22 protein-coding genes and 1 tRNA gene are annotated in these 20,193 nt (G+C 63.2%); 18 read left to right on the top strand and 5 right to left on the bottom strand.

From position 1 onward, the window contains the following. Positions 1 to 2: 2 nt before the first annotated feature. From lptC to AWB80_RS00625, 9 genes are all read left to right on the top strand, one after another. Complete coding sequence (gene lptC / locus AWB80_RS00665) at positions 3 to 605, top strand: LPS export ABC transporter periplasmic protein LptC (protein ID WP_061172717.1); 603 nt, start codon at positions 3 to 5, stop codon at positions 603 to 605. A 30-nt stretch (positions 606 to 635) separates the two neighbouring features. Continuing rightward, a complete protein-coding gene (lptA, locus tag AWB80_RS00660; RefSeq protein WP_061172716.1) occupies positions 636 to 1,322 on the top strand; it encodes a lipopolysaccharide transport periplasmic protein LptA in 687 nt (228 codons plus the stop codon). 11 nt (positions 1,323 to 1,333) lie between these two features. Then, positions 1,334 to 2,101 carry an LPS export ABC transporter ATP-binding protein gene (gene lptB / locus AWB80_RS00655; protein ID WP_087130909.1) on the top strand — a complete coding sequence of 256 codons (768 nt, stop codon included), beginning with the start codon at positions 1,334 to 1,336 and terminating at the stop codon, positions 2,099 to 2,101. A gap of 152 nt (positions 2,102 to 2,253) precedes the next feature. Beyond that, the gene (locus tag AWB80_RS00650; protein WP_061172714.1) at positions 2,254 to 3,771 is read left to right on the top strand and encodes an RNA polymerase factor sigma-54; all 1,518 of its coding nucleotides are present in this window, start codon (positions 2,254 to 2,256) and stop codon (positions 3,769 to 3,771) included. A gap of 184 nt (positions 3,772 to 3,955) precedes the next feature. Beyond that, positions 3,956 to 4,315: a ribosome hibernation-promoting factor, HPF/YfiA family gene (hpf, locus tag AWB80_RS00645; RefSeq protein ID WP_061172713.1), complete on the top strand. Its 360-nt coding sequence runs from the start codon at positions 3,956 to 3,958 to the stop codon at positions 4,313 to 4,315. 382 nt (positions 4,316 to 4,697) lie between these two features. Further along, entirely contained in the window at positions 4,698 to 5,189 is a 492-nt protein-coding gene (ptsN, locus tag AWB80_RS00640) for a PTS IIA-like nitrogen regulatory protein PtsN (protein WP_341866800.1), read from the top strand. A gap of 187 nt (positions 5,190 to 5,376) precedes the next feature. Next, on the top strand, positions 5,377 to 6,345 hold the full coding sequence (hprK, locus tag AWB80_RS00635) for an HPr(Ser) kinase/phosphatase (protein WP_061172712.1): 969 nt from the start codon (positions 5,377 to 5,379) through the stop codon (positions 6,343 to 6,345). An 82-nt stretch (positions 6,346 to 6,427) separates the two neighbouring features. Further along, positions 6,428 to 7,300, top strand: a complete 873-nt coding sequence (gene rapZ, locus AWB80_RS00630; protein ID WP_061172711.1) for an RNase adapter RapZ — start codon at positions 6,428 to 6,430, stop codon at positions 7,298 to 7,300. A gap of 59 nt (positions 7,301 to 7,359) precedes the next feature. Continuing rightward, positions 7,360 to 7,992, top strand: coding sequence for an LON peptidase substrate-binding domain-containing protein (locus tag AWB80_RS00625; protein ID WP_061172710.1), 633 nt, complete (start codon positions 7,360 to 7,362; stop codon positions 7,990 to 7,992). On the opposite strand, the gene mutY is transcribed toward AWB80_RS00625, so the two are convergent. Both mutY and mutM read right to left on the bottom strand, forming a co-directional pair. Beyond that, on the bottom strand, positions 7,989 to 9,053 hold the full coding sequence (gene mutY, locus AWB80_RS00620) for an A/G-specific adenine glycosylase (RefSeq protein ID WP_061172709.1): 1,065 nt from the start codon (positions 9,051 to 9,053) through the stop codon (positions 7,989 to 7,991). The genes AWB80_RS00625 and mutY overlap by 4 nt on opposite strands. A 6-nt stretch (positions 9,054 to 9,059) precedes the next feature. After that, positions 9,060 to 9,890, bottom strand: coding sequence for a bifunctional DNA-formamidopyrimidine glycosylase/DNA-(apurinic or apyrimidinic site) lyase (gene mutM / locus AWB80_RS00615; RefSeq protein ID WP_061172708.1), 831 nt, complete (start codon positions 9,888 to 9,890; stop codon positions 9,060 to 9,062). Between the two features lie 85 nt (positions 9,891 to 9,975). Between mutM and AWB80_RS00610 the strand changes: the two genes are divergently transcribed. The 8 genes from AWB80_RS00610 to hisC all read left to right on the top strand — a co-directional run bounded on the left by AWB80_RS00610 (position 9,976) and on the right by hisC (position 17,054). Beyond that, positions 9,976 to 11,835 carry a tetratricopeptide repeat protein gene (locus AWB80_RS00610; protein ID WP_061172707.1) on the top strand — a complete coding sequence of 620 codons (1,860 nt, stop codon included), beginning with the start codon at positions 9,976 to 9,978 and terminating at the stop codon, positions 11,833 to 11,835. Further along, positions 11,835 to 12,461, top strand: a complete 627-nt coding sequence (gene lolB / locus AWB80_RS00605; protein ID WP_061172706.1) for a lipoprotein insertase outer membrane protein LolB — start codon at positions 11,835 to 11,837, stop codon at positions 12,459 to 12,461. Before AWB80_RS00610 ends, lolB begins: the two co-directional genes overlap by 1 nt. A gap of 19 nt (positions 12,462 to 12,480) precedes the next feature. Continuing rightward, positions 12,481 to 13,362 carry a 4-(cytidine 5'-diphospho)-2-C-methyl-D-erythritol kinase gene (gene ispE, locus AWB80_RS00600; RefSeq protein ID WP_061172705.1) on the top strand — a complete coding sequence of 294 codons (882 nt, stop codon included), beginning with the start codon at positions 12,481 to 12,483 and terminating at the stop codon, positions 13,360 to 13,362. A gap of 53 nt (positions 13,363 to 13,415) precedes the next feature. Next, positions 13,416 to 13,492: transfer RNA gene (locus AWB80_RS00595), tRNA-Gln, on the top strand. A 50-nt stretch (positions 13,493 to 13,542) separates the two neighbouring features. Next, a complete protein-coding gene (locus tag AWB80_RS00590; protein ID WP_061172704.1) occupies positions 13,543 to 14,496 on the top strand; it encodes a ribose-phosphate pyrophosphokinase in 954 nt (317 codons plus the stop codon). 151 nt (positions 14,497 to 14,647) lie between these two features. Then, complete coding sequence (locus AWB80_RS00585) at positions 14,648 to 15,265, top strand: 50S ribosomal protein L25/general stress protein Ctc (RefSeq protein ID WP_061172703.1); 618 nt, start codon at positions 14,648 to 14,650, stop codon at positions 15,263 to 15,265. Positions 15,266 to 15,370: 105 nt separating this feature from the next. After that, a complete protein-coding gene (pth, locus tag AWB80_RS00580) occupies positions 15,371 to 15,973 on the top strand; it encodes an aminoacyl-tRNA hydrolase (protein ID WP_061172702.1) in 603 nt (200 codons plus the stop codon). A 13-nt stretch (positions 15,974 to 15,986) separates the two neighbouring features. Further along, positions 15,987 to 17,054, top strand: coding sequence for a histidinol-phosphate transaminase (gene hisC, locus AWB80_RS00575; RefSeq protein WP_061172701.1), 1,068 nt, complete (start codon positions 15,987 to 15,989; stop codon positions 17,052 to 17,054). Here hisC and AWB80_RS00570 read toward each other — a convergent pair. The 3 genes from AWB80_RS00570 to rsmD all read right to left on the bottom strand — a co-directional run bounded on the left by AWB80_RS00570 (position 17,051) and on the right by rsmD (position 18,622). Beyond that, on the bottom strand, positions 17,051 to 17,311 hold the full coding sequence (locus AWB80_RS00570; protein WP_061172700.1) for a YfhL family 4Fe-4S dicluster ferredoxin: 261 nt from the start codon (positions 17,309 to 17,311) through the stop codon (positions 17,051 to 17,053). The two genes, hisC and AWB80_RS00570, sit on opposite strands and share 4 nt — an antisense overlap. 77 nt (positions 17,312 to 17,388) lie before the next feature. Continuing rightward, positions 17,389 to 17,895, bottom strand: a complete 507-nt coding sequence (gene coaD, locus AWB80_RS00565; protein ID WP_061172699.1) for a pantetheine-phosphate adenylyltransferase — start codon at positions 17,893 to 17,895, stop codon at positions 17,389 to 17,391. Between the two features lie 100 nt (positions 17,896 to 17,995). Beyond that, positions 17,996 to 18,622, bottom strand: a complete 627-nt coding sequence (gene rsmD, locus AWB80_RS00560) for a 16S rRNA (guanine(966)-N(2))-methyltransferase RsmD (RefSeq protein WP_061173068.1) — start codon at positions 18,620 to 18,622, stop codon at positions 17,996 to 17,998. Between the two features lie 233 nt (positions 18,623 to 18,855). On the opposite strand from rsmD, the gene ftsY reads away from it, so the two are divergent. Continuing rightward, positions 18,856 to 20,169: a signal recognition particle-docking protein FtsY gene (ftsY, locus tag AWB80_RS00555; RefSeq protein WP_061172698.1), complete on the top strand. Its 1,314-nt coding sequence runs from the start codon at positions 18,856 to 18,858 to the stop codon at positions 20,167 to 20,169. The last annotated feature ends 24 nt before the right edge of the window (positions 20,170 to 20,193 follow it).

Below are 20,193 nucleotides of genomic sequence, written 5' to 3'. Positions count from 1 at the left end.
CCATGCAGCGTCCCGGAAAGCTCGCCTCGCTTCTGCCGCTCGTCGCCGTGGCGGCGCTCGCCGGCGGCACTTACTGGCTGTTGCAGGCATCGCTGCCATCGGCCGGCCAGGCGCCGCCGCCGGAAAAGCGCCACACGCCCGACTATTTCGCCAACAACTTTTCCGTGTCCGAACTCGACGCCACCGGCACGACGCAATATCGTCTGACGGCGAAGTCGATGGTGCATTACGAAGACGACGAAATCAGCGACCTGACGCTGCCCGCGATGCGCATGTTCCAGCCGCAGAAGCCCACCGTCACGGCCACGGCTCTGCGCGGCACGGTCAACGGCGACGTCTCGATCGTCGATCTCTACGACGACGCGCGCATCCTGCGCGCGGCCGGCTACGGAGATCCGCAGATGCAGGCTGATTCCCAGCATTTTCGCGTGCTGGTGAACGACGATGTCATCGAAACGGAAAAACCGGTTAGACTTCAGCGCGGCCCGTCCGTGATGACGGCCGATGGCATGAACTACAACAACGTGACCCGGGTAATGAAGCTCTTCGGTAACGTGCGCGGTGCGATCGCCGCCACGGATATCAACGGCGGCTCGTCGAAATAACCCCGGCACTCCCATCCGAATTGTGACTGCATGAACGAAAGGTTCCCTCGTCCCGATGGCGGCCATGCGCGCGCAACGCTCGCGCGCCGCGCCACGCACGCCGTGCGGGCCGGGCTCGCTGCCGCCCTGACTGCCGGGCTCGCGCTGGCCGCGCTGCCGGCGCACGCCGAGAAGGCAGACCGCGACAAGCCGCTCAACATCGAAGCGGACAACATGTCTTACGACGATCTCGGCCAGAAGAACGTCTTCACCGGTCACGTGGTCGCGACCAAAGGCACGATCGTCATCAAGGCGGATCGCGTGGAAGTCACGCAGGATCCGCAGGGCTATCAGTACGCGACCGGCACGTCGACGGGCAACAATCTCTCGTATTTCCGCCAGAAGCGCGACGGCCTGGACGAGTACATCGACGGCAACGCGGTGCGCATCGACTACGACGGCAAGAACGACTTCACCAAGCTCACGACGCGCGCCGTCGTGCGCCGCCTGCAGGGCCTGACGAAAGTGCAGGACGAAGTGCACGGCAGCGTGATCACGTACGACGGCCAGAAGGACTTCTATACGGCAACCGCGGGCAAGGACCAGGCTAGTCCCGGCAATCCGAGCGGCCGGGTGCGCGCGATGCTCGCGCCGCGCTCGGGCGGCGCCGCGCCGCTGAACGGGTCGCCTGCCACGCTTGCTCCGTCGAACACCATTCAAGGAAACCCGCAGCAGTGAATGCGCCCGCCATGCCCCACCGCAAGCCGGAAGGCGAGTCGAGTTCGCTCGTCGTCCGTAATCTGAAGAAGCGTTACGGGTCGCGCACCGTGGTAAAGGACGTCTCGCTCGATGTGAAGAGCGGCGAGGTGGTCGGCCTGCTCGGCCCGAACGGCGCGGGCAAGACCACGTCGTTCTATATGATCGTCGGCCTCGTGCCGCTCGACGCCGGCGAGATCGACCTCGACGGCAATTCGATCAGCCTGCTGCCCATCCATCAGCGCGCGCATCTCGGCCTGTCTTATCTGCCGCAGGAAGCCTCGGTGTTTCGCAAGCTCACGGTCGAGCAGAACATCCGCGCGGTGCTCGAACTGCAAACGGACGAATCCGGCAAGCGCCTGTCCAAAGACGCCATAACCCAGCGCGCGGAAGCCTTGCTCGACGAACTGCAGATCGCGCACTTGCGTGAGAATCCGGCGCTGTCGCTGTCGGGCGGAGAGCGCCGTCGCGTCGAGATCGCGCGCGCGCTCGCGACCAATCCGAGCTTCATTCTGCTCGACGAACCGTTCGCGGGCGTCGACCCGATCGCGGTGCTGGAAATCCAGAAGATCGTGAAGTTTCTGAAGCAGCGCAACATCGGCGTGCTGATCACCGACCATAACGTGCGCGAAACGCTCGGCATCTGCGATCACGCGTACATCATCAGCGACGGCTCCGTGCTCGCGGCGGGCGCGCCGAGCGAGATCATCGAAAACGAAAGCGTGCGCCGCGTCTATCTCGGCGAACACTTCCGCATGTGAGCGCGGCCGGATGACATGCGGAATTAGTGCGCCGCATCAAGCCGAAGCAGCAAATCTTACGTGCCGCCCTTCCCGGGCGGCATGCGCTTTTTTGGAATCGCCGCGAGGTTTCGCGCGCGTGGCAAACTCTCTACAATGAATAAAACTTTGCCATGAAAGCCAGCCTCCAACTCCGCCTCTCGCAGCATCTTGCGCTGACCCCGCAACTTCAGCAGTCGATCCGGCTGCTGCAGTTGTCGACGCTCGAACTGCAGCAGGAAGTCGCGATGGCCATCGCCCAGAATCCGCTGCTCGAGAACGAGGACGACTGGATCGCGAGCCCGCTGCGCGTTGCCGCGGACGGATCGCTGATTGCATCGCCGGCGACGCAGAACGCGCCGTCCGAGTCGATGATGAGCAATGGCTCGTCGTCGAGCACGTCCAGTTCCGAACGTTCGGAAAACAGCGAACCGCAAGGCGTCGACGAATACAACGGCATGGGTTCGGATAGCGGCCAGGATTCGAGTTCATGGAATCTCGAAGACTACGGCCGCTCGAACAACGCGTCCGACGACGACGATCTCCCGCCGCTGCAAATCCACGAATCGACCACGACGCTGCGCGACCATCTGACGGCGCAGTTGCGCATGACCGCGGCGAATCAGCGCGATCGCGCGCTCGTGACGTTTCTGATCGAATCGCTGGACGAAGACGGTTATCTGACTTCATCGCTCGATGAGGTTCAGACGGATCTGCCCGAGGAACTCGAAGTCGATCTCGACGAACTCAGCGCAGCGCTTGCGTTGCTGCAAAGTTTCGATCCGCCCGGTGTGGGCGGGCGCTCGGCATCGGAATGTCTGAAGCTGCAGTTGCTGCGGCTCGACGGCTCGGCCACGCGCACGCTTGCGCTCGAGATCGTCACGAATCATCTGGAACTGCTCGCCGCGCGCGACTTCACGCGCCTGCGCAAGCAACTGAAGGCCGGCGACGACGCCCTGCGGGACGCGCATTTGCTGATCAAGTCGCTGGAGCCTTTTCCCGGCGCCGCGTACGGCAAGAGCGAAGCGGATTACGTCGTGCCGGACATTCTCGTGCGCAAGAGCGCGAGCGGCTGGACGGCGGAGTTGAACCCGGAAATCGTGCCGAAGCTGCGGATCAACCATTTGTACGCGAATATCCTGCGCAACAATCGCGGCGACCCCGGCAGCGGTTCGCTGCGTCAGCAGCTTCAGGAAGCGCGCTGGCTCATCAAGAATATCCAGCAGCGGTTCGAGACGATTCTGCGTGTCGCGCAGGCCATTGTTGAGCGTCAAAAGAACTTTTTTGCACATGGCGAAATCGCCATGCGCCCCTTGGTTTTGCGGGAGATTGCTGATACGCTGGGATTACACGAATCGACGGTTTCTCGTGTGACGACAGGGAAGTACATGCTCACCCCATTCGGGACGCTTGAATTTAAGTACTTCTTTGGATCGCACGTTTCGACCGACACGGGAGGCGCGGCATCGTCCACGGCGATCCGGGCCCTCATCAAGCAACTGATAGGAGCGGAAGACCCCAAAACTCCTCTTTCAGACAGCCGCATCGCCGAACTGCTGGCGGAACAAGGATTCGTGGTCGCGCGGCGCACCGTCGCCAAGTATCGCGAAGCCCTCAAGATCCCGGCAGTGAATCTGCGCAAGTCTCTATGACCCGTCTCTGTAGTCCATCGCGTGTTGCGATGGGCGTTTCCCGGCCGCATCGCGAGAGCGCGGACGTGCCGGCCGATGCATCCCGTTTTTCAGTCGCGCCGGGATGACGCGCTGACGGAATGCATAGCCGACCGGTATCGGACGAGCCGACGTGATCTCACGGCCATTAGCTTGGAGAGCAACTATGAATCTGAAGATCAGTGGACACCACCTCGAATTGACGCCTGCGTTGCGCGAGTACGTGATCACGAAACTGGACAGGGTGCTCCGTCATTTCGATCAAGTGATCGACGGCAACGTTGTCCTCTCGGTCGACAATCATAGGGAAAAGGAAAAGAGGCAGAAGGCAGAAATCAACCTGCACCTAAAGGGTAAGGACATTTTTATCGAGAGTTGTGACGCTGATATGTACGCGGCGATCGACCTGATGGTCGACAAGCTCGACCGGCAGGTCATCAAGCACAAGGGCAAGATCCAGGGTCACGCCCATGAAGCCGTGAAATATCGCGGCGAACCGCAAGAAGTGGAAGCGCCGTCGCAGTGAACGTTCACTGCCCGCGAGCGCGCCGCCTGATCGCCGGATGACCGCGAAGCCCGCCGCCACAGGACGGCGGGCATGATTCGAGGAAATGCTCAAACATCCGAAACCGATCGAACTCGCGCCCGCATCGAACCGAAGCCGCCCCGACTGGCGGCTTTTTTGTTGGATTTTCGCCGTTAGGAGGCACAAGCCATTGATTTTCAGGGCTTTGTCCTGCAAATTGGATCGCAGATCGGTGCAATGGCGCGGCGCACCATAGGGCGCTGCCCTGTTCTATAATGGTCCGGTAATTTTTTGGGGTCGCCGCCGGGAACGCTGCTTGGGAACGCCGCCAGCGCACTTTTGGTTTCACCATCGCCGTGAGCGCTTTCAGACAGCGGTTACGATGAGGAGCTATCAGGCCACGCATCAGCCTGCCAACATGAATCGTTTAGCCAAATTTCTTCCCATCGAGAACGTCGTTCTCGGACTGTCCGTTACCAGCAAGAAACGTGTATTCGAGCAAGCGGGCCTGATTTTCGAGAACCAGAACGGCATCGCCCGCAGCATCGTCACCGACAATCTCTTCGCTCGTGAGCGCCTCGGCTCGACCGGCCTAGGCGAAGGCGTCGCCATTCCGCACGGCCGCATCAAGGGGCTGAAGCAACCGCTCGCCGCCTTCGTGCGCCTCGCCGAACCGGTCGCGTTCGAATCGCCCGACGGCCAGCCGGTCTCTCTGCTGATCTTCCTGCTCGTGCCCGAGCAGGCGACGCAGCAGCATCTGGAAATTCTCTCGGAGATCGCGCAACTGCTCTCCGACAGCGAGGCGCGCGAGCGTCTGCACAAGGAAGAAAATCGTGACGCGCTTTATCAAGTGCTCACGCAATGGCAACCGTGACACCCACGCGAACATAGCGAATCGCGTCTGTAGCCCGCCCCGCGCCGCTCTTGCGCCACGGGGCGCCTCGCTTACGCGAAGCTTCTAGGGCACAATCGGTCAAACGCAGCGCCATGCGGCGTATCGAAGCGACCCGCTTCGTCGTTCCGCGAAGGCTGCTCCCGGCTTCCAACGGAGTTCCGGCCTCATGGATACGTCCAGCATCAACGCCCAAAGCATTTTCGACGATAACGCCGCCACTCTGAAGCTCAGCTGGCTCACCGGGCACGAGGGCTGGGAACGCGGATTCTCGAGCGAGACGGTCGCGAACGCGACATCGAGCGCGGACCTCGTGGGCCACCTGAACCTGATTCACCCGAACCGTATCCAGGTGCTCGGCGACGCCGAGATCAACTACTACCAGCGCCAGTCCGACGAAGACCGCTCCCGCCACATGGCCGAGCTGATCGCGCTCGAGCCGCCGTTTCTGGTGGTCGCGGGCGAAGTCGGCGCGCCGCCGGAACTCGTCCTGCGCTGCACGCGCTCGTCGACGCCGCTTTTCACCACGCGCATGTCGGCGGCGGCCGTAATCGACAGCCTGCGCGCTTATATGTCGCGCATCCTCGCACCGCGCGCGACGCTGCACGGCGTGTTCATCGACATTCTCGGCATGGGCGTGCTGCTCACCGGCGATTCCGGTCTCGGCAAAAGCGAGCTCGGACTCGAACTCATCAGCCGGGGACATGGCCTCGTGGCCGATGACGCCGTCGATTTCGTGCGCCTCGGCCCCGACTTCGTCGAAGGCCGCTGCCCGCCGCTCCTGCAGAATCTGCTCGAAGTGCGTGGTCTCGGGCTGCTCGACATCAAGACGATCTTCGGTGAAACCGCCGTGCGCCGGAAGATGAAGCTCAAACTGATCGTGCAGCTCGTGCGCCGCCCGGACGGCGAATTCCAGCGCCTGCCGCTGGAGAGCCAGACTGTCGACGTGCTCGGTCTGCCCATCAGCAAGGTGACGATTCAGGTGGCGGCCGGCCGCAACCTCGCCGTGCTGGTCGAGGCCGCCGTGCGCAACACGATCCTGCAACTGCGCGGCATCGACACCCTGCGCGATTTCATGGATCGTCAGCGCCTTGCGATGCAGGACCCCGACAGCCAGTTTCCCGGCAAACTGATCTGATCGCGCGATGCACCGCGTCGCGCGTGCCGGATCGAATCGGGCGCAGGTGCTAAGCTAAGAGAAAGCGAATCCCTCGAGACCCATGCGTATCATCCTGATCACCGGCATCTCCGGTTCCGGCAAGTCCGTCGCGCTGAACGCCCTGGAAGATGGCGGCTACTATTGCGTCGACAACCTGCCGCCGCGTTTTCTGCCCGAACTCGCCGCCTATCTCGCGAAAGAAGGCCAGGCGCGCCTCGCCGTCGCGATCGACGCGCGCTCGAGCCTCTCGCTCGATGAAGTGCCGGCCATCATCCGACAGCTATCGCACGATTACGACCTGCGCGTGCTGTTTCTCAACGCCAGCACGCAATCGCTGATTCAACGCTTCTCCGAGACGCGCCGGCGGCATCCGCTGTCCGGCCCGCCGATGCGCGAAGCCGATGTCGGCGTGCTGAACTCGCTCGCCGAAGCGATCGAGCGTGAGCGTGAACTGGTCGCGGGTCTTGCCGAGTACGGTCATCAGATCGACACGAGCAACCTGCGCGCGAACGTGCTGCGCGCATGGGTCAAGCGCTTCGTCGAGACCGAAGCCGCCGATCTCACGCTGATGTTCGAGTCGTTTGGTTTCAAGCGCGGCGTGCCGCTCGACGCCGATCTCGTGTTCGATGTGCGCACGCTGCCGAATCCCTACTACGACCGCGAGTTGCGCCCGTTCACGGGCCTCGATCAGCCGATCATCGATTTCCTCACCGCGCAGCCGCTGGTCGGCGAGATGATCGACGATATCGGCGCGTTCGTCGGCAAATGGCTGCCGCGCTTTCGCGACGACAACCGCAGCTATCTCACCGTCGCGATCGGCTGCACGGGCGGCCAGCATCGTTCGGTGTTCATCGCGGAGGCGCTCGCCGCGCGCTTTTGCGAGACGGCAAACGTGATCGTGCGGCATCGTGACGCGCCCATCCCGGCTGGGTGACAGCGCGCCTCACACGCGAACCCGATCGCCACGCTGGCGGTCCACCCTGGAGGGGCGCGATGTCTTCGAATCCCGTTCTGGCCGACTTGCCGCTGTTTCCGCTTCACACCGTGCTGTTTCCCGGCGGCTTGCTGCCGCTCAAGATTTTCGAGGCGCGCTATCTGGATATGGCGCGCGAGTGTCTGCGCGAGAAAACGCCCTTCGGCGTGTGTTTGCTGAAGAGCGGGCACGAGGTCGCGTCACCGGGCGATCCGTCGGTGCCGGAAAGCATCGGCTGCCTCGCCGAGATTTCGGAATGCGATGTCGATACTTTCGGCCTGCTGCTCGTTCAGGCGCGCGGCACCGCGCGCTTCAGGCTGACGGATCATCGCGTGGAGCCGAGCAACCTGCTCGTCGGCACAGCCCAGTTGCTGGGCGATGACGAACCGCTGCAGGGCGCCGAAACGCTCGCGAAGTTCGGCGCGTGCGCGGAAGTGCTGGAGCGTATCGTCGACACGATCAAGGAGCGCGAGCCGCAGAACCTTCCGTTCGTCGAACCGTTTCTATACGACGATCCCACCTGGGTATCCAATCGCCTCGCAGAAATCCTGCCGATTCCGATGCGCGCCCGCCAGAAACTCATGGAGTTGATGGACGCCGGCGCGCGCATCGACGTGGTGCATCACTACATGCAGCACCATCAGTTGCTTTAGATCAGCGAGCCGGACAGCGCGTCGAGCAGTTTGCGCACCGGTGCGGGCAGGCCGTATGAATCGATCCGCGCGAGCGGCGCCCAGACCGTTTCCGTATCCATCAACTCGCGCGGCGTTTCGCGCGCTTCGCCGAGCCGCGGCTCGATATCCAGCTTGAAGTGCGTGAACGCGTGCGACAAGGGCGCGAGACGCTGGAGCGGCTGATAGCTCGCGCCGAGATTGTTCGCAACTTCCGTCAACGCAGCCTCGTCCGCCGCTTCGGGCAGACTCCAGAGCCCGCCCCAGATGCCGATCGACGGCCGCTTCTGCAGCAGGACCGAATCGCCGTCCTTCAGTATCAGCATCCACGTCTTGCGCGTCGGCACGGCTTTCTTCGGGCGCGCGGCAGGCAGCTCGCGCTGCCGTCCTTCCACCTTCGCCACGCAATCCGATGCGAACGGGCAGCGCGCGCAATCCGGCTTGCCGCGCACGCAGAGCGTCGCGCCCAGATCCATCAGGCCTTGCGTGTACGCGGTCACTTCGTCCTTGTTCGCGGCGTCCGGCAAGAGCGATTCCGCGAGCGCCCACATCGCGTTCTCGACGCGCTTCTCGCCCGGAAAACCCTCGATGCCGAACACGCGCGCGAGCACGCGTTTCACGTTGCCGTCGAGGATCGTCGCGCGCGCGCCGAACGCGAACGACGCGATCGCCGCCGCCGTCGAGCGTCCGATGCCCGGCAGCATCGCCAGCGCGTCGACGGTCTGCGGAAACGCGCCGCCGTGCTCGTGCGCAACCACCTGCGCGCAGCGATGCAGATTGCGCGCGCGCGAGTAGTAGCCGAGCCCGGCCCAGAGCGCCATGACGTCGTCGATGGGCGCATCGGCGAGCGCGGTCACCGTCGGAAAGCGTTGGAGAAAGCGCGCGTAGTACGGAATGACGGTCGAGACCTGCGTTTGCTGCAGCATGACTTCCGACAGCCAGACGCGATACGCGTCGCGCGTGTTCTGCCACGGCAGGTCGTGCCGGCCGTGAATGCGTTGCCACGCGATGAGGCGCGACGAAAAATCGGTGAGTGCGAGCATCGGAAATTAGCGTTGGCAACGCGGGCAAAAGTACGTGGAGCGCTGGCCCTGGACGATCTGTCTGATCGCGGTGCCGCACACGTGGCACGGCAGGCCCGCGCGATCATAGACGAAATAGTCGAGCTGGAAATAGCCCGACTCGCCGTTGCTGCCGACGAAATCGCGCAACGTGCTGCCGCCCTTGTCGATGGCAGCGGCGAGCGTCACGCGCACCGCATCCGCGAGCAGGTCGTAGCGCACGAGCGAGATGCGCCCGGCCGCGGTCGTCGGCCGGATGCCCGCGCGAAAGAGGCTCTCCGACGCGTAGATGTTCCCCACGCCCACGACGATATCGCCCGCGAGCAGCGCCTGCTTGACCGACACCTTGCGCCCGCGCGTCTCGCGAAACAGCAGCGTGCCGGAGAATTCCGGCGAGAACGGTTCGACGCCCAGACTCGCGAGCAGCGGATGATCGAGCACGTCGCCGTCCGCGCGCGGATGCCAGAGGATCGCACCGAAGCGGCGCGGATCGCGAAAGCGCAGGATGAAGTCGTCGAACACGATATCGACGTGATCGTGTTTCGCCGCCTCGGGCGGCTTCGGTACGTGACGCAGCACGCGCAACGTGCCCGTCATGCCGAGATGAACGATCAGCCACCCTTGCACCGTCTCGAACAGCAAATACTTGCCGCGCCGCTCGACCCGCTCGATCTTCAGATGATCGAGCGTCTTCGGAAGATGCGGCGGGATCGGCCAGCGCAGCGCCGGTGTGCGCACATCCACGTGCTCGACACGCCGTCCGGCGACATAGGGTTCGATTCCCCGGCGGGTGACTTCGACTTCCGGCAATTCGGGCATTTTTCTGGAGAGAGACTTGCTGGGACGGTTGTGCCGGTATTTTAGCGACCGCGTTACAATCGACCGAAACATCGTCTGGAATTCCATGAACTCGTTCGTCATGAAGCTGTTTGCCAAGCGTCACGCCGGCCTGGCGCATTCGTTCGCCGTGCCCATGTCGCGAATCGCCGGCGCCGTCGCGCTCGCGATGGCCGCGCTCGCATTCGCACCCGCGCACGCTCAGGCCCCGAACGCGTCGCCCGTTCCGAGCGAGGACGATCAGTCCGACGCACAAAGCGCGGCCGATCTGCTGACCGCACCGGTGAGCGGTGCTGAATCGCAGGACTTGCCGAACGTGGCAATGTCCAGCCAGATCGTGTTCCAGGTGCTGGCGGCCGAAGTCGCGCTGCAACGCGGCCAGCCCGCTCCCGCTTACCAGACCTATCTTTCGCTCGCCCGCGACACGCACGATCCGCGTTTCGCGCAGCGTGCGACCGAAATCGCGATCGCGGCGCAAAGCCCTAACGATGCACTTACGTCGGCGCAGCTCTGGCAGCAGTTCGCGCCGCATTCGGAGCGCGCGGCGCAATTGAGCGCATCGCTGTTGATCGTCAGCGGAAAGCCTGACGACGCGAAACCCACGCTCGAGCGCGAACTCGCGAAGGTGTCGCCCGAACAGCGCGGCGAGGCCATTCTTTCCTTGCAGTCGCTGCTCGCGCGTGGACCGAATCGCGTCGGCGGGCTGAACGTGCTCAAGGATCTGACGAAAAACGATCAGGACCGGCCCGAAGTGCAGCTCGCGCTCGCGCGCCAGCAATTGATCGCAGACGATCAGCCGGGCGCGAAGGCATCGCTCGAAAAGGCGCTGCAACTGAAGCCGGATTACCTGCCCGCCGCGCTCACGCTCGCGCGCATGGGTCCGGAGGAGCGCAAGGAAGGCATCGCTTCGTTCGAAAAGTATCTCGACAAGAATCCGAAATCGCATGACGCACGGCTCGCGCTGGCGCAGTTGTATCTGTCGTCCGACAGGCTCGACGATGCGCAGAAGCAGTTCGAGATCATGCGCAAGAACGACCCGAAAGACCTGACGCCGTTGATGGCGCTCGCGCTCATCAACATTCAGAAGAAGCAGTTCGACAAGGCGCAGGATTTTCTGAATCTCTACGCGAAGACGGCGGAAAGCACGCCGGGCGCGGACCCGGGTCAGGCGTACATCTATCTCGCGCAACTGGCGCTGGAGCAGAAGAACGAAGCCGCCGCGAGCCAGTGGCTCGACAAGATTCCGCGCACGAGCCAGCAGTATCTGCCCGCGCAGATCACGCGCGCACAACTGCTCGCGAAGCAGGGCAAGGTGGACGACGCGCGTGCGCTGCTCGGTAGCCTGCAAAGCTCCGATCCGCGCGATCTCGCGCTGCTCGCGCGCACCGACTCCGCGATTCTCTTCGAGGCGCATCGGTACAAGGAAGCGGAAGCGAATCTCGCGAAAGCGGTCGCCGCGTTCCCCGACGATCCCGATCTCATCTACGACTACGCGATGGCCGCCGAAAAGAACGGTCATTACGACGTGATGGAAACGCAATTACGCACGCTGATGCGCACGCAGCCGAACAACCCGCAGGCGTACAACGCGCTCGGCTATTCGCTCGTCGACCGCAACCAGCGGCTCGATGAAGCGGTAAAGCTGATCGAAAAGGCGGTTTCGCTCGCGCCGAACGACGCGTTCATCATGGACAGTCTCGGCTGGGCGCGTTTCCGTCAGGGCAATTCGGCCGAAGCGGAGAAGATTCTGAAGAACGCGTACACCCTTCAGCCGAATGCCGAAATAGGCGCGCATCTGGGCGAGGTGCAGTGGAAGTCCGGTCAGCAGGATCAGGCGCGCGACACGTGGCGGCAGGCGCTAAAGCTCGAACCGGACAACGACACGCTCGTCAAAACGCTAAAACGACTCCAGGTAAACGACCTTTGATGGCTTTTGAATTCTTTGCCGGCGCATCGCTTCGACGCGGCGCGCTCGGCCTGGCGGCGGCGGCCGCGCTGGTGATGTCGGGTTGCGCGGTCCAGCCGCGCGTCCCCACGACGACGAACGCAAGCACTTCCCTCGCGACGCAGACGAGCCGCGCGTATCACGGACGCTTCGCCGTGCAGTACAACGATCAAAACGGCGTGCAGCGCAACGCGTACGGCAACTTCGACTGGCAGGAAACGGGCGATACCGTCACGCTGCAACTGCGCAATCCGCTCGGCCAGACGATGGCGATCGTCACGTCGTCGCCGTCGCTCGCCACGCTCGAACTTCCCAACCGCCAGCCGGTGAGCGCCGACAACGTATCCCTGCTGATGCAGAACACGCTCGGTTTCGCGTTGCCGGTGGAAGGCCTGCGTTACTGGCTGCAGCCGTCCGCCGCGCCGAGTTCGCGCGCGCAGACGACGCTCGATCCGGAATCGAACAACGGCCGTCCGAAGGAAATCAGGCAGGACGGATGGACGATCGATTACCTCGCTTACGCCGACGCGCCCGCGACCGGCGTGAAGCGCGTGAATCTGATGCGCAACGAACCGCCGCTCGACATCAAGCTGGTGCTCGATCAATAACCTCGCAGTTGCAACACGCATGCCCTCATCGACCGATTCGCTCCGTGACTGCCTCGCGCCCGCGAAGCTGAACCTTTTCCTGCACATCACGGGCCGCCGCCCGGATGGGTATCACTCACTGCAGACCGTCTTCCAGTTGCTCGACTGGGGCGACCGGCTGCACTTCACGCGCCGCGACGACGGCATCATCACGCGCAAGACGGACGTGCCGGGCGTGCCCGAAGCCGACGACCTCATCGTGCGTGCCGCGCGCCTGCTCCAGCAACACACGGGCACGACGTTCGGCGTGGAAATCGAGATCGACAAGCGTCTGCCGATGGGAGCGGGCCTCGGCGGAGGCAGTTCCGACGCGGCGACAACACTTTTGGCGTTAAATCGTCTATGGGGTGTTGATCTTTCGCGTGAGATTCTGCAGAATCTCGGCCTGCAACTCGGCGCGGACGTGCCGTTTTTTGTCTTCGGGCAAAATGCATTCGCAGAAGGTGTGGGTGAGGCGCTGCAGGCAGTCGATCTGCCGAAACGCTTCTTCCTGGTTGTAACGCCCGATGCTCACGTCCCCACCGCGGCGATTTTCTCCGAAAAAAGCTTGACACGGAACACGAAAGCCGCCAAAATGATGGACTTTCTTGCAGCGCAAAGGTCAGACACTAACTGGCCAGACAGCTTCGGTCGAAATGACATGCAGGCTGTAGTTGCAGAAAAGTACGCGGAAGTTGCACAGGTGCTCGAGTGGTTTGTCAATCTCGCACCGGCGCGAATGACCGGATCTGGAGCAAGCGTGTTCGCCGCTTTCGCCAGCCGAGCCGAAGCAGAAATGGCGCAAGCCAAACTGCCGGCAAGCTGGAAGAGCGTAGTGACAGCAAGTCTGGATTCTCATCCTCTCTTCGCTTTCGCGTCATAGGTTTCGTTTCGTCGGGTATGTCCTACACTTCCCGGCGAGACTCAGAGTTGTGTAGGGGAGTCGCCAAGTTGGTCAAGGCACCGGATTTTGATTCCGGCATGCGAGGGTTCGAGTCCTTCCTCCCCTGCCATTCCTTTTCTCGCGTTTTTCCTCTCGCCTCCAGCCGCAGACAGGTGCACGATGAGCAGTGACGGCCTGATGGTTTTTACTGGCAACGCAAATCCCGCGCTTGCACAGGAAGTCGTCAAAATCCTTGGAATTCCTCTCGGCAAAGCAATGGTCAGCCGCTTCTCAGACGGCGAGATCATGGTCGAGATTCAGGAAAACGTTCGGGGTAAAGACGTATTCGTTCTGCAGTCCACCTGCGCCCCCACGAACGACAATCTGATGGAACTGATGATCATGGTCGATGCGCTCAAGCGCGCATCCGCAGGCCGGATCACCGCAGCCATCCCCTACTTCGGCTATGCGCGTCAGGATCGCCGTCCGCGTTCCGCGCGAGTGGCCATCTCGGCGAAGGTCGTCGCGAACATGCTGGAAATTGCCGGCGTCGATCGCGTGATCACCATGGACCTGCACGCCGACCAGATTCAAGGCTTCTTCGACATCCCCGTCGACAACATCTACGCCACGCCCGTTCTGCTCGGCGATCTGCGCAAGCAGAACCATGACCATCTGCTGGTCGTGTCGCCGGACGTGGGCGGCGTGGTGCGCGCGCGTGCGCTCGCCAAGCAGTTGAACACGGACCTCGCGATCATCGACAAGCGCCGTCCGAAGGCGAATGTCGCCGAGGTGATGAACATCATCGGTGAAGTGGAAGGACGCACCTGCGTGATCATGGACGACATGGTCGATACCGCCGGCACGCTGTGCAAGGCCGCGCAAGTGCTGAAGGACCGCGGCGCGAAGCAGGTCTTCGCGTATGCCACGCACCCGGTGCTCTCGGGTGGCGCGGGCGAGCGCATCGCGGCGTCGCAGCTGGACGAGCTCGTCGTCACGGACACGATTCCGCTGTCGGCCGAATCGCTCGCGTGCCCGAAGATCCGTCTGCTGTCGAGCGCGGGCCTGCTCGCGGAGACATTCTCGCGAATCCGGCGCGGCGACTCGGTGATGTCGCTCTTCGCCGAAGGTTAAACAGAATTGAGCAAGGAACGCGAGGCGCATGCTTCGCGTTTTTGCATGATCGATGCGAACGTACGAAGGTTCGCGTCGCTTGTTGTGGGATCACACCTTTTCGATGATCCCGGTTTCCCTGCCTGGTCGCGGGCAGATATAGGAGTCAGACATGAAAGTCGTCGCTTTCGAGCGTAGCAAGCAAGGTACGGGTGCGAGCCGCCGCCTGCGCAACTCGGGTAAGACCCCGGGTATCGTGTACGGTGGTGAAACGGACGTTCAACTGGTCGAACTGGACCACAACGCCCTGTGGCACGCCCTGAAGAAAGAAGTTTTCCACTCGTCGATTCTCGATCTGGAACTGGCCGGCAAGTCGCAACAGGTTCTGCTGCGCGACGTGCAATACCATCCGTTCAAGCAGCTCGTGCTGCACGTGGACTTCCAGCGCGTCGACGCGAAGAAGAAGCTGCACACCAAGGTGCCGCTGCACTTCATGAACCAGGAAACCAACCCGGCCGTGAAGCTGGCGGGCGCGGTGATCTCGCACGTCGTGACGGAACTGGAAGTGGAATGCCTGCCGGCAGACCTGCCTGAGTTCCTGGAAATCGATCTGGCGAAGATCGAAGCCGGCCAGACGATGCACGCGAAGGACATCCCGCTGCCGAAGGGCGTGAGCCTGACGGTTTCCGTCGAGGCAGAAAACCCGGTCGTGGCTTCGGCTACCGTTCCGGCTGCTGTCGTGTCGGAAGGGGCTGGCGAAGCTGAAGGCGAAAAGCCGGCAGCCGAGTAAGCACGCGGAACACCGCTATCCTCTCGATCCGTTCGCAAGAGCGGTCGACGTGACCCGCCGGCGCGCAAGCCCCGGCGGGTTTTTTTTCGCTCTACACGATTCGACATGATCAAGCTGATCGTCGGCCTGGGCAATCCGGGCGCCGAATACACCGCGACACGGCACAACGCGGGCTTCTGGTTCGTCGACCAGTTCGCACGCGACGCCGGCGCGACACTGCGCGAAGAACGCCGCTTTCACGGCTTCTACGGCAAGGGACGCCTGCACGGCCACGAAATCCATCTGCTCGAACCCCAGACCTTCATGAACCGTTCGGGTCAATCGGTGGTCGCGCTCGCGCAGTTCTTCAAGATCCTGCCCGACGAGATTCTCGTCGCGCACGACGAACTCGACCTTCCGCCCGGCACCGTCAAGATGAAGCTCGGCGGCGGCAGCGGCGGACATAACGGCCTCAAGGATATTTCCGCGCATCTGTCGTCGCAGCAATACTGGCGCTTGCGCATCGGCATCGGGCATCCGCGCGACCTGATTCCCGAAGGCGCGCGCGCAGGCGCGAAGCCCGATGTCGCGAACTTCGTGCTCAAGCCGCCGCGCCGCGACGAACAGGATGTGATCGATCAGTCGATCGAGCGCGCGCTCGCCGTGATGCCTTTCGTCGTCGCCGGCGAAACCGAGCGTGCGATGATGAACCTGCACCGTAATTCCTGATCTGGAGCCCACTGTGAGCCGTTTCTGGAGCGATATCGTCCATCGTCTGACGCCGTATGTGCCGGGCGAGCAACCTGTGCTGGCGCATCCCGTCAAGCTCAACACCAACGAGAATCCGTATCCGCCGTCGCCGCGCGTGGTCGAGGCGATTCGCGGCGAACTCGGCGGCGACGGCGCGTCGTTGCGAAAGTATCCCGATCCGACCGCGCGAGCCTTGCGCGAAGCGGTCGCGAAACATCACGGGCTGCGCATCGAGCAGGTCTTCGCCGGCAATGGTTCCGATGAAGTGCTCGCGCACGCGTTCCAGGCGCTGCTCAAGCACGACCGGCCGATCCGCTTTCCCGACATCACCTACAGCTTCTACCCGGTCTATGCGCAGCTTTACGGCGTCGAATACGAAACCGTGCCGTTGAACGCGGATTTCGCCATCGATGTCGACGATTACCGCGCGCCGTCCGGCGGCGTGCTGCTGCCGAATCCGAACGCGCCGACGGGCCGCGCCCTGCCGCTTGCGGAAATCGAAGTGCTGTTGAACGCGAACCCGGATGCGCCGGTGATCATCGATGAAGCGTATGTGGATTTCGGCGCGGAATCGGCGGTGAATCTGATCGATCGCTATCCGAACCTGCTCGTCGTGCAGACGACGTCGAAGGCACGTTCGCTCGCGGGCATGCGCGTCGGCTTCGCGTTCGGCGATGCGGCCCTGATCGAAGCGCTCACGCGCGTGAAGGACAGCTTCAATTCGTATCCACTGGATCGCCTCGCGCAAGTCGCGGCGCTCGCGTCGTATGAAGATCAGGCGTGGTTTGAAGCAGGCTGCGCGAAGGTCGTCGCGAGTCGTGAGCGGTTGACCTCGCAGCTACAGACGCTCGGTTTCGAGGTCGTGCCGTCCGCGGCGAACTTCGTGTTTGCGAAGCATCCCGCGCACGATGCCGCCACGCTCGCCACCACGCTCAAGGCGAAAGAGATTTTTGTGCGTCACTTCAGGCTGCCGCGCATCGATCAGCATCTGCGCATTTCGATCGGCACGCCCGCGGAATGCGATGCGCTCGTCGCCGCGCTGACGGAGATCGTCGCCTAGGAATTGCCCTTCGCCGCCATCAGCGCTTGGTATTTGGCCATCAACTGCCCGGGCGTTTCGACGTGCGCCGGATCGCGCGGAATGCACTCCACCGGGCACACTTGCTGGCACTGAGGCTCGTCGAAATGGCCGACGCATTCCGTGCATTTGTTCGGGTCGATCACGTAGATATCAGGACCCATCGAAATGGCGTCGTTCGGGCACTCGGGCTCGCAAACGTCGCAGTTGATGCACTCGTCGGTAATGATCAAAGACATGCTTCACTCTCTTGCGCCGGTATCTCGACCGGCATGACGCCCGCGCGCCATTTCTGATGACGCGCGGGCCGGGCGCTTCACGGCGCCGCAGGGTCCATCTGCGACAGATTACCGACTTTGTCGATCAGCCGCTTTTCCACCGACGGGAACACGAACTTGCTCACGTCGCCGCCGAGTTGCGCGATCTCGCGCACGATCGTGCCCGAGATGAACTGATACTGGTCGGACGGCGTCATGAACATCGTCTCGACGTCGGGCAATAGGTAACGGTTCATCCCCGCCATCTGAAACTCATACTCGAAATCGGAAACGGCGCGCAATCCGCGCACGATCACGCGCGCGTTGTTCTTGCGCACGAAGTCCTTGAGTAGCCCGGTGAAACTGCTCACCTGCACGTTCGGGTAATGCCCGAGCACATCGTGCGCAATATCCAGCCGCTCCTGCAGCGAGAAAAACGGCTTCTTCGCGCGGCTGTCCGCGACGCCCACGACGAGCTGATCGAAAATGCTCGATGCGCGCCGGACAATGTCTTCATGCCCACGAGTGAGCGGGTCGAACGTACCCGGATACACGGCGACAACCATGAGCTTTCTCCTCTTCTATTTACATTGGGTCGCGTGGCTGCGACGCCCCACTCTGCCTCATTCCCATCAAGACTGGCTGTCCCAAATTGGGGAACGCGCATTATTCCTCATTTTCGCGGCGCAGCAAATGATAGCGAACGGCGCCCGCCTTGCCATCGCGTACGACGCTCCAGCCCGCGAGCGCGTCGATGCCCGCCAGATCCAGCGGATCGCCGCATTCGACGTAGATGGCCCCATCGGGCGCGACGAGCGGCGCCGCCAGCGCGAGCGCGCGCAAGAGCAACGCCTGATCGCCGAACGGCGGGTCCAGAAAGATCACGTCGAACGAGCCGGGCGTGAGGCTGGCGGCGAGCCGCAGCGCATCCGCTTCCGCGATTTCGATGTTGCGCGCGCCGAGTTTCGTCTGATTCGCCCTGATCTGCGCGGCCGCTTTCGCGCTGCGCTCGACCATCAGCACGCGCGCAGCGCCTCGCGACGCCGCCTCGAAACCGAGCGCACCGCTGCCCGCGAACATGTCGAGACACGTCTGTCCTGAGAGATCCTGGCCGAGCCAGTTGAAGAGCGTTTCGCGCACGCGATCCGGCGTGGGCCTGAGGCCATCGAGATCGAGCACGGGCAGCGGCGTGCGCTTCCAGTCTCCGCCGATGATGCGGATCGTGTGCGGTTTGCCTCCGCGCGAGGGCGTGTGGCTGGGCAGGACGGAACGGGTAACGGACGAGCGAGGCATAAGAGGATGGTTGGAGTCGAGCGCGCCGGGCGTATTTTTGCTTGACGACAGGCCGGCACGAGCAATGAAAGCCAACGTTACCACACGCGCGCGCCATGCCGGGCGCCGCACGGGCGGGCGCGGCTTCGCCTGATAAAATATGCGGCTTCTACCCTTTCGCGCCGGCCTCGCGCAAAGCGGCTCAATAGCGCGCACGAGGCCACCGATCACGCGCGCATCATCGCCACACATCCATGTTCAGCTTCTTCAAGAAATTCAAAAAGCCGGCTGACGCGCCGCTCGATACGCCTCAGGAAGACATCGTCGCGGCGGACGGGAACGACGACCTCTCCGACGCCGAGCTGGAACGGCAGGCGCTGGCCGCCGAAGCGCCGCAGGAAGAGGCGCTGCCTGCGGAACCGGTCGCACCGAAGGCTGCGGAACCGGTCGCACCGAAGGCTGCGGAACCCGTCGCACCGAAGGCTGCGGAACCGGTCGCACCGAAGGCTGCGCAACCCGTTGCGCCGGTTTCCACAGCGCACGTCCAGCTTCCGGCCGGCGATTCGAAGGAATACTGGCAAGGCCGCACGCAGTCGCAATGGGCGCGCGGTCCGGAAACGGATCAGGCGAGCGAGGAAATCGTGCCGCCGCCCACGCTCGATGCGGTCGCGAAGAAGTCGTGGCTCTCGCGCCTGCGTCACGGTCTGTCGAAGACGAGCACCAACCTGACCGGCATTTTCGTCAGCGCGAAGATCGATGAAGACCTGTACGAAGAACTCGAAACCGCGCTGCTGATGTCCGACGCCGGAGTCGATGCCACCGAATTCCTGCTCGAATCGCTGCGTGAGAAAGTGCGCTCGGAGCGTCTGACCGACGCATCGCAGGTGAAGGCCGCGCTGCGTGAATTGCTCGTCGACCTGCTGCGCCCGCTCGAAAAATCGTTGATGCTCGGCCGCGCGCAACCGCTCGTGATGATGATCGCGGGCGTGAACGGGGCCGGCAAGACGACCAGCATCGGCAAGCTGGCGAAGCATCTGCAGCGTTTCGACCAGTCGGTGCTGCTCGCCGCCGGCGACACCTTCCGCGCCGCCGCGCGCGAACAGTTGACGGTCTGGGGCGAGCGCAACAACGTGACCGTGATCGCGCAGGAAAGCGGCGACGCCGCCGCCGTGATTTACGACGCCGTCGGCGCGGCGCGTGCGCGCAAGATCGACGTGATGATGGCCGACACCGCCGGCCGCCTGCCGACGCAGTTGCATTTGATGGAAGAACTGCGCAAGGTGCGCCGCGTGATCGCGAAAGCAATGCCCGACGCGCCGCACGAAGTGCTGCTCGTGATCGACGCCAACACGGGTCAGAACGCGCTCGCGCAGGTCAAGGCGTTCGACGATGCGCTCGGCCTGACGGGTCTCGTCGTCACGAAGCTCGACGGCACCGCGAAAGGCGGCATTCTCGCCGCGATCGCGCGACAGCGGCCGGTGCCGGTGTATTTCATCGGCGTGGGCGAGAAGGTCGAGGATCTGCAACCTTTCAGCGCCGAGGAATTCGCCGACGCACTGCTCGGCTGAACCTGAAAAGGGCGTCCGCGTGGA

The sequence above is a fragment of the Caballeronia pedi genome, from assembly GCF_001544915.2.
In the GTDB taxonomy this organism is placed as follows: Bacteria; Pseudomonadota; Gammaproteobacteria; order Burkholderiales; family Burkholderiaceae; genus Caballeronia; species Caballeronia pedi.
The sequence above is the reverse complement of the archived record's forward strand: the minus strand, read 5'-3'. Positions and strand labels throughout refer to the sequence as shown.

What these genes read in the sequence shown, in the direction of transcription:
- ptsN (WP_341866800.1), top strand. Translation starts at nt 4,698, where the DNA reads ATGAGGAGCTATCAGGCCACGCATCAGCCTGCCAACATGAATCGTTTA.
- hprK (WP_061172712.1), top strand. Translation starts at nt 5,377, where the DNA reads ATGGATACGTCCAGCATCAACGCCCAAAGCATTTTCGACGATAACGCC.
- AWB80_RS00650 (WP_061172714.1), top strand. Translation starts at nt 2,254, where the DNA reads ATGAAAGCCAGCCTCCAACTCCGCCTCTCGCAGCATCTTGCGCTGACC.
- mutM (WP_061172708.1), bottom strand. Translation starts at nt 9,890, where the DNA reads ATGCCCGAATTGCCGGAAGTCGAAGTCACCCGCCGGGGAATCGAACCC.
- rsmD (WP_061173068.1), bottom strand. Translation starts at nt 18,622, where the DNA reads ATGCCTCGCTCGTCCGTTACCCGTTCCGTCCTGCCCAGCCACACGCCC.
- lptC (WP_061172717.1), top strand. Translation starts at nt 3, where the DNA reads ATGCAGCGTCCCGGAAAGCTCGCCTCGCTTCTGCCGCTCGTCGCCGTG.
- AWB80_RS00585 (WP_061172703.1), top strand. Translation starts at nt 14,648, where the DNA reads ATGAAAGTCGTCGCTTTCGAGCGTAGCAAGCAAGGTACGGGTGCGAGC.
- AWB80_RS00590 (WP_061172704.1), top strand. Translation starts at nt 13,543, where the DNA reads ATGAGCAGTGACGGCCTGATGGTTTTTACTGGCAACGCAAATCCCGCG.
- AWB80_RS00610 (WP_061172707.1), top strand. Translation starts at nt 9,976, where the DNA reads ATGAACTCGTTCGTCATGAAGCTGTTTGCCAAGCGTCACGCCGGCCTG.
- pth (WP_061172702.1), top strand. Translation starts at nt 15,371, where the DNA reads ATGATCAAGCTGATCGTCGGCCTGGGCAATCCGGGCGCCGAATACACC.
- rapZ (WP_061172711.1), top strand. Translation starts at nt 6,428, where the DNA reads ATGCGTATCATCCTGATCACCGGCATCTCCGGTTCCGGCAAGTCCGTC.
- lolB (WP_061172706.1), top strand. Translation starts at nt 11,835, where the DNA reads ATGGCTTTTGAATTCTTTGCCGGCGCATCGCTTCGACGCGGCGCGCTC.
- ftsY (WP_061172698.1), top strand. Translation starts at nt 18,856, where the DNA reads ATGTTCAGCTTCTTCAAGAAATTCAAAAAGCCGGCTGACGCGCCGCTC.
- lptA (WP_061172716.1), top strand. Translation starts at nt 636, where the DNA reads ATGAACGAAAGGTTCCCTCGTCCCGATGGCGGCCATGCGCGCGCAACG.
- mutY (WP_061172709.1), bottom strand. Translation starts at nt 9,053, where the DNA reads ATGCTCGCACTCACCGATTTTTCGTCGCGCCTCATCGCGTGGCAACGC.
- AWB80_RS00625 (WP_061172710.1), top strand. Translation starts at nt 7,360, where the DNA reads ATGTCTTCGAATCCCGTTCTGGCCGACTTGCCGCTGTTTCCGCTTCAC.
- hpf (WP_061172713.1), top strand. Translation starts at nt 3,956, where the DNA reads ATGAATCTGAAGATCAGTGGACACCACCTCGAATTGACGCCTGCGTTG.
- ispE (WP_061172705.1), top strand. Translation starts at nt 12,481, where the DNA reads ATGCCCTCATCGACCGATTCGCTCCGTGACTGCCTCGCGCCCGCGAAG.
- coaD (WP_061172699.1), bottom strand. Translation starts at nt 17,895, where the DNA reads ATGGTTGTCGCCGTGTATCCGGGTACGTTCGACCCGCTCACTCGTGGG.
- AWB80_RS00570 (WP_061172700.1), bottom strand. Translation starts at nt 17,311, where the DNA reads ATGTCTTTGATCATTACCGACGAGTGCATCAACTGCGACGTTTGCGAG.
- lptB (WP_087130909.1), top strand. Translation starts at nt 1,334, where the DNA reads ATGCCCCACCGCAAGCCGGAAGGCGAGTCGAGTTCGCTCGTCGTCCGT.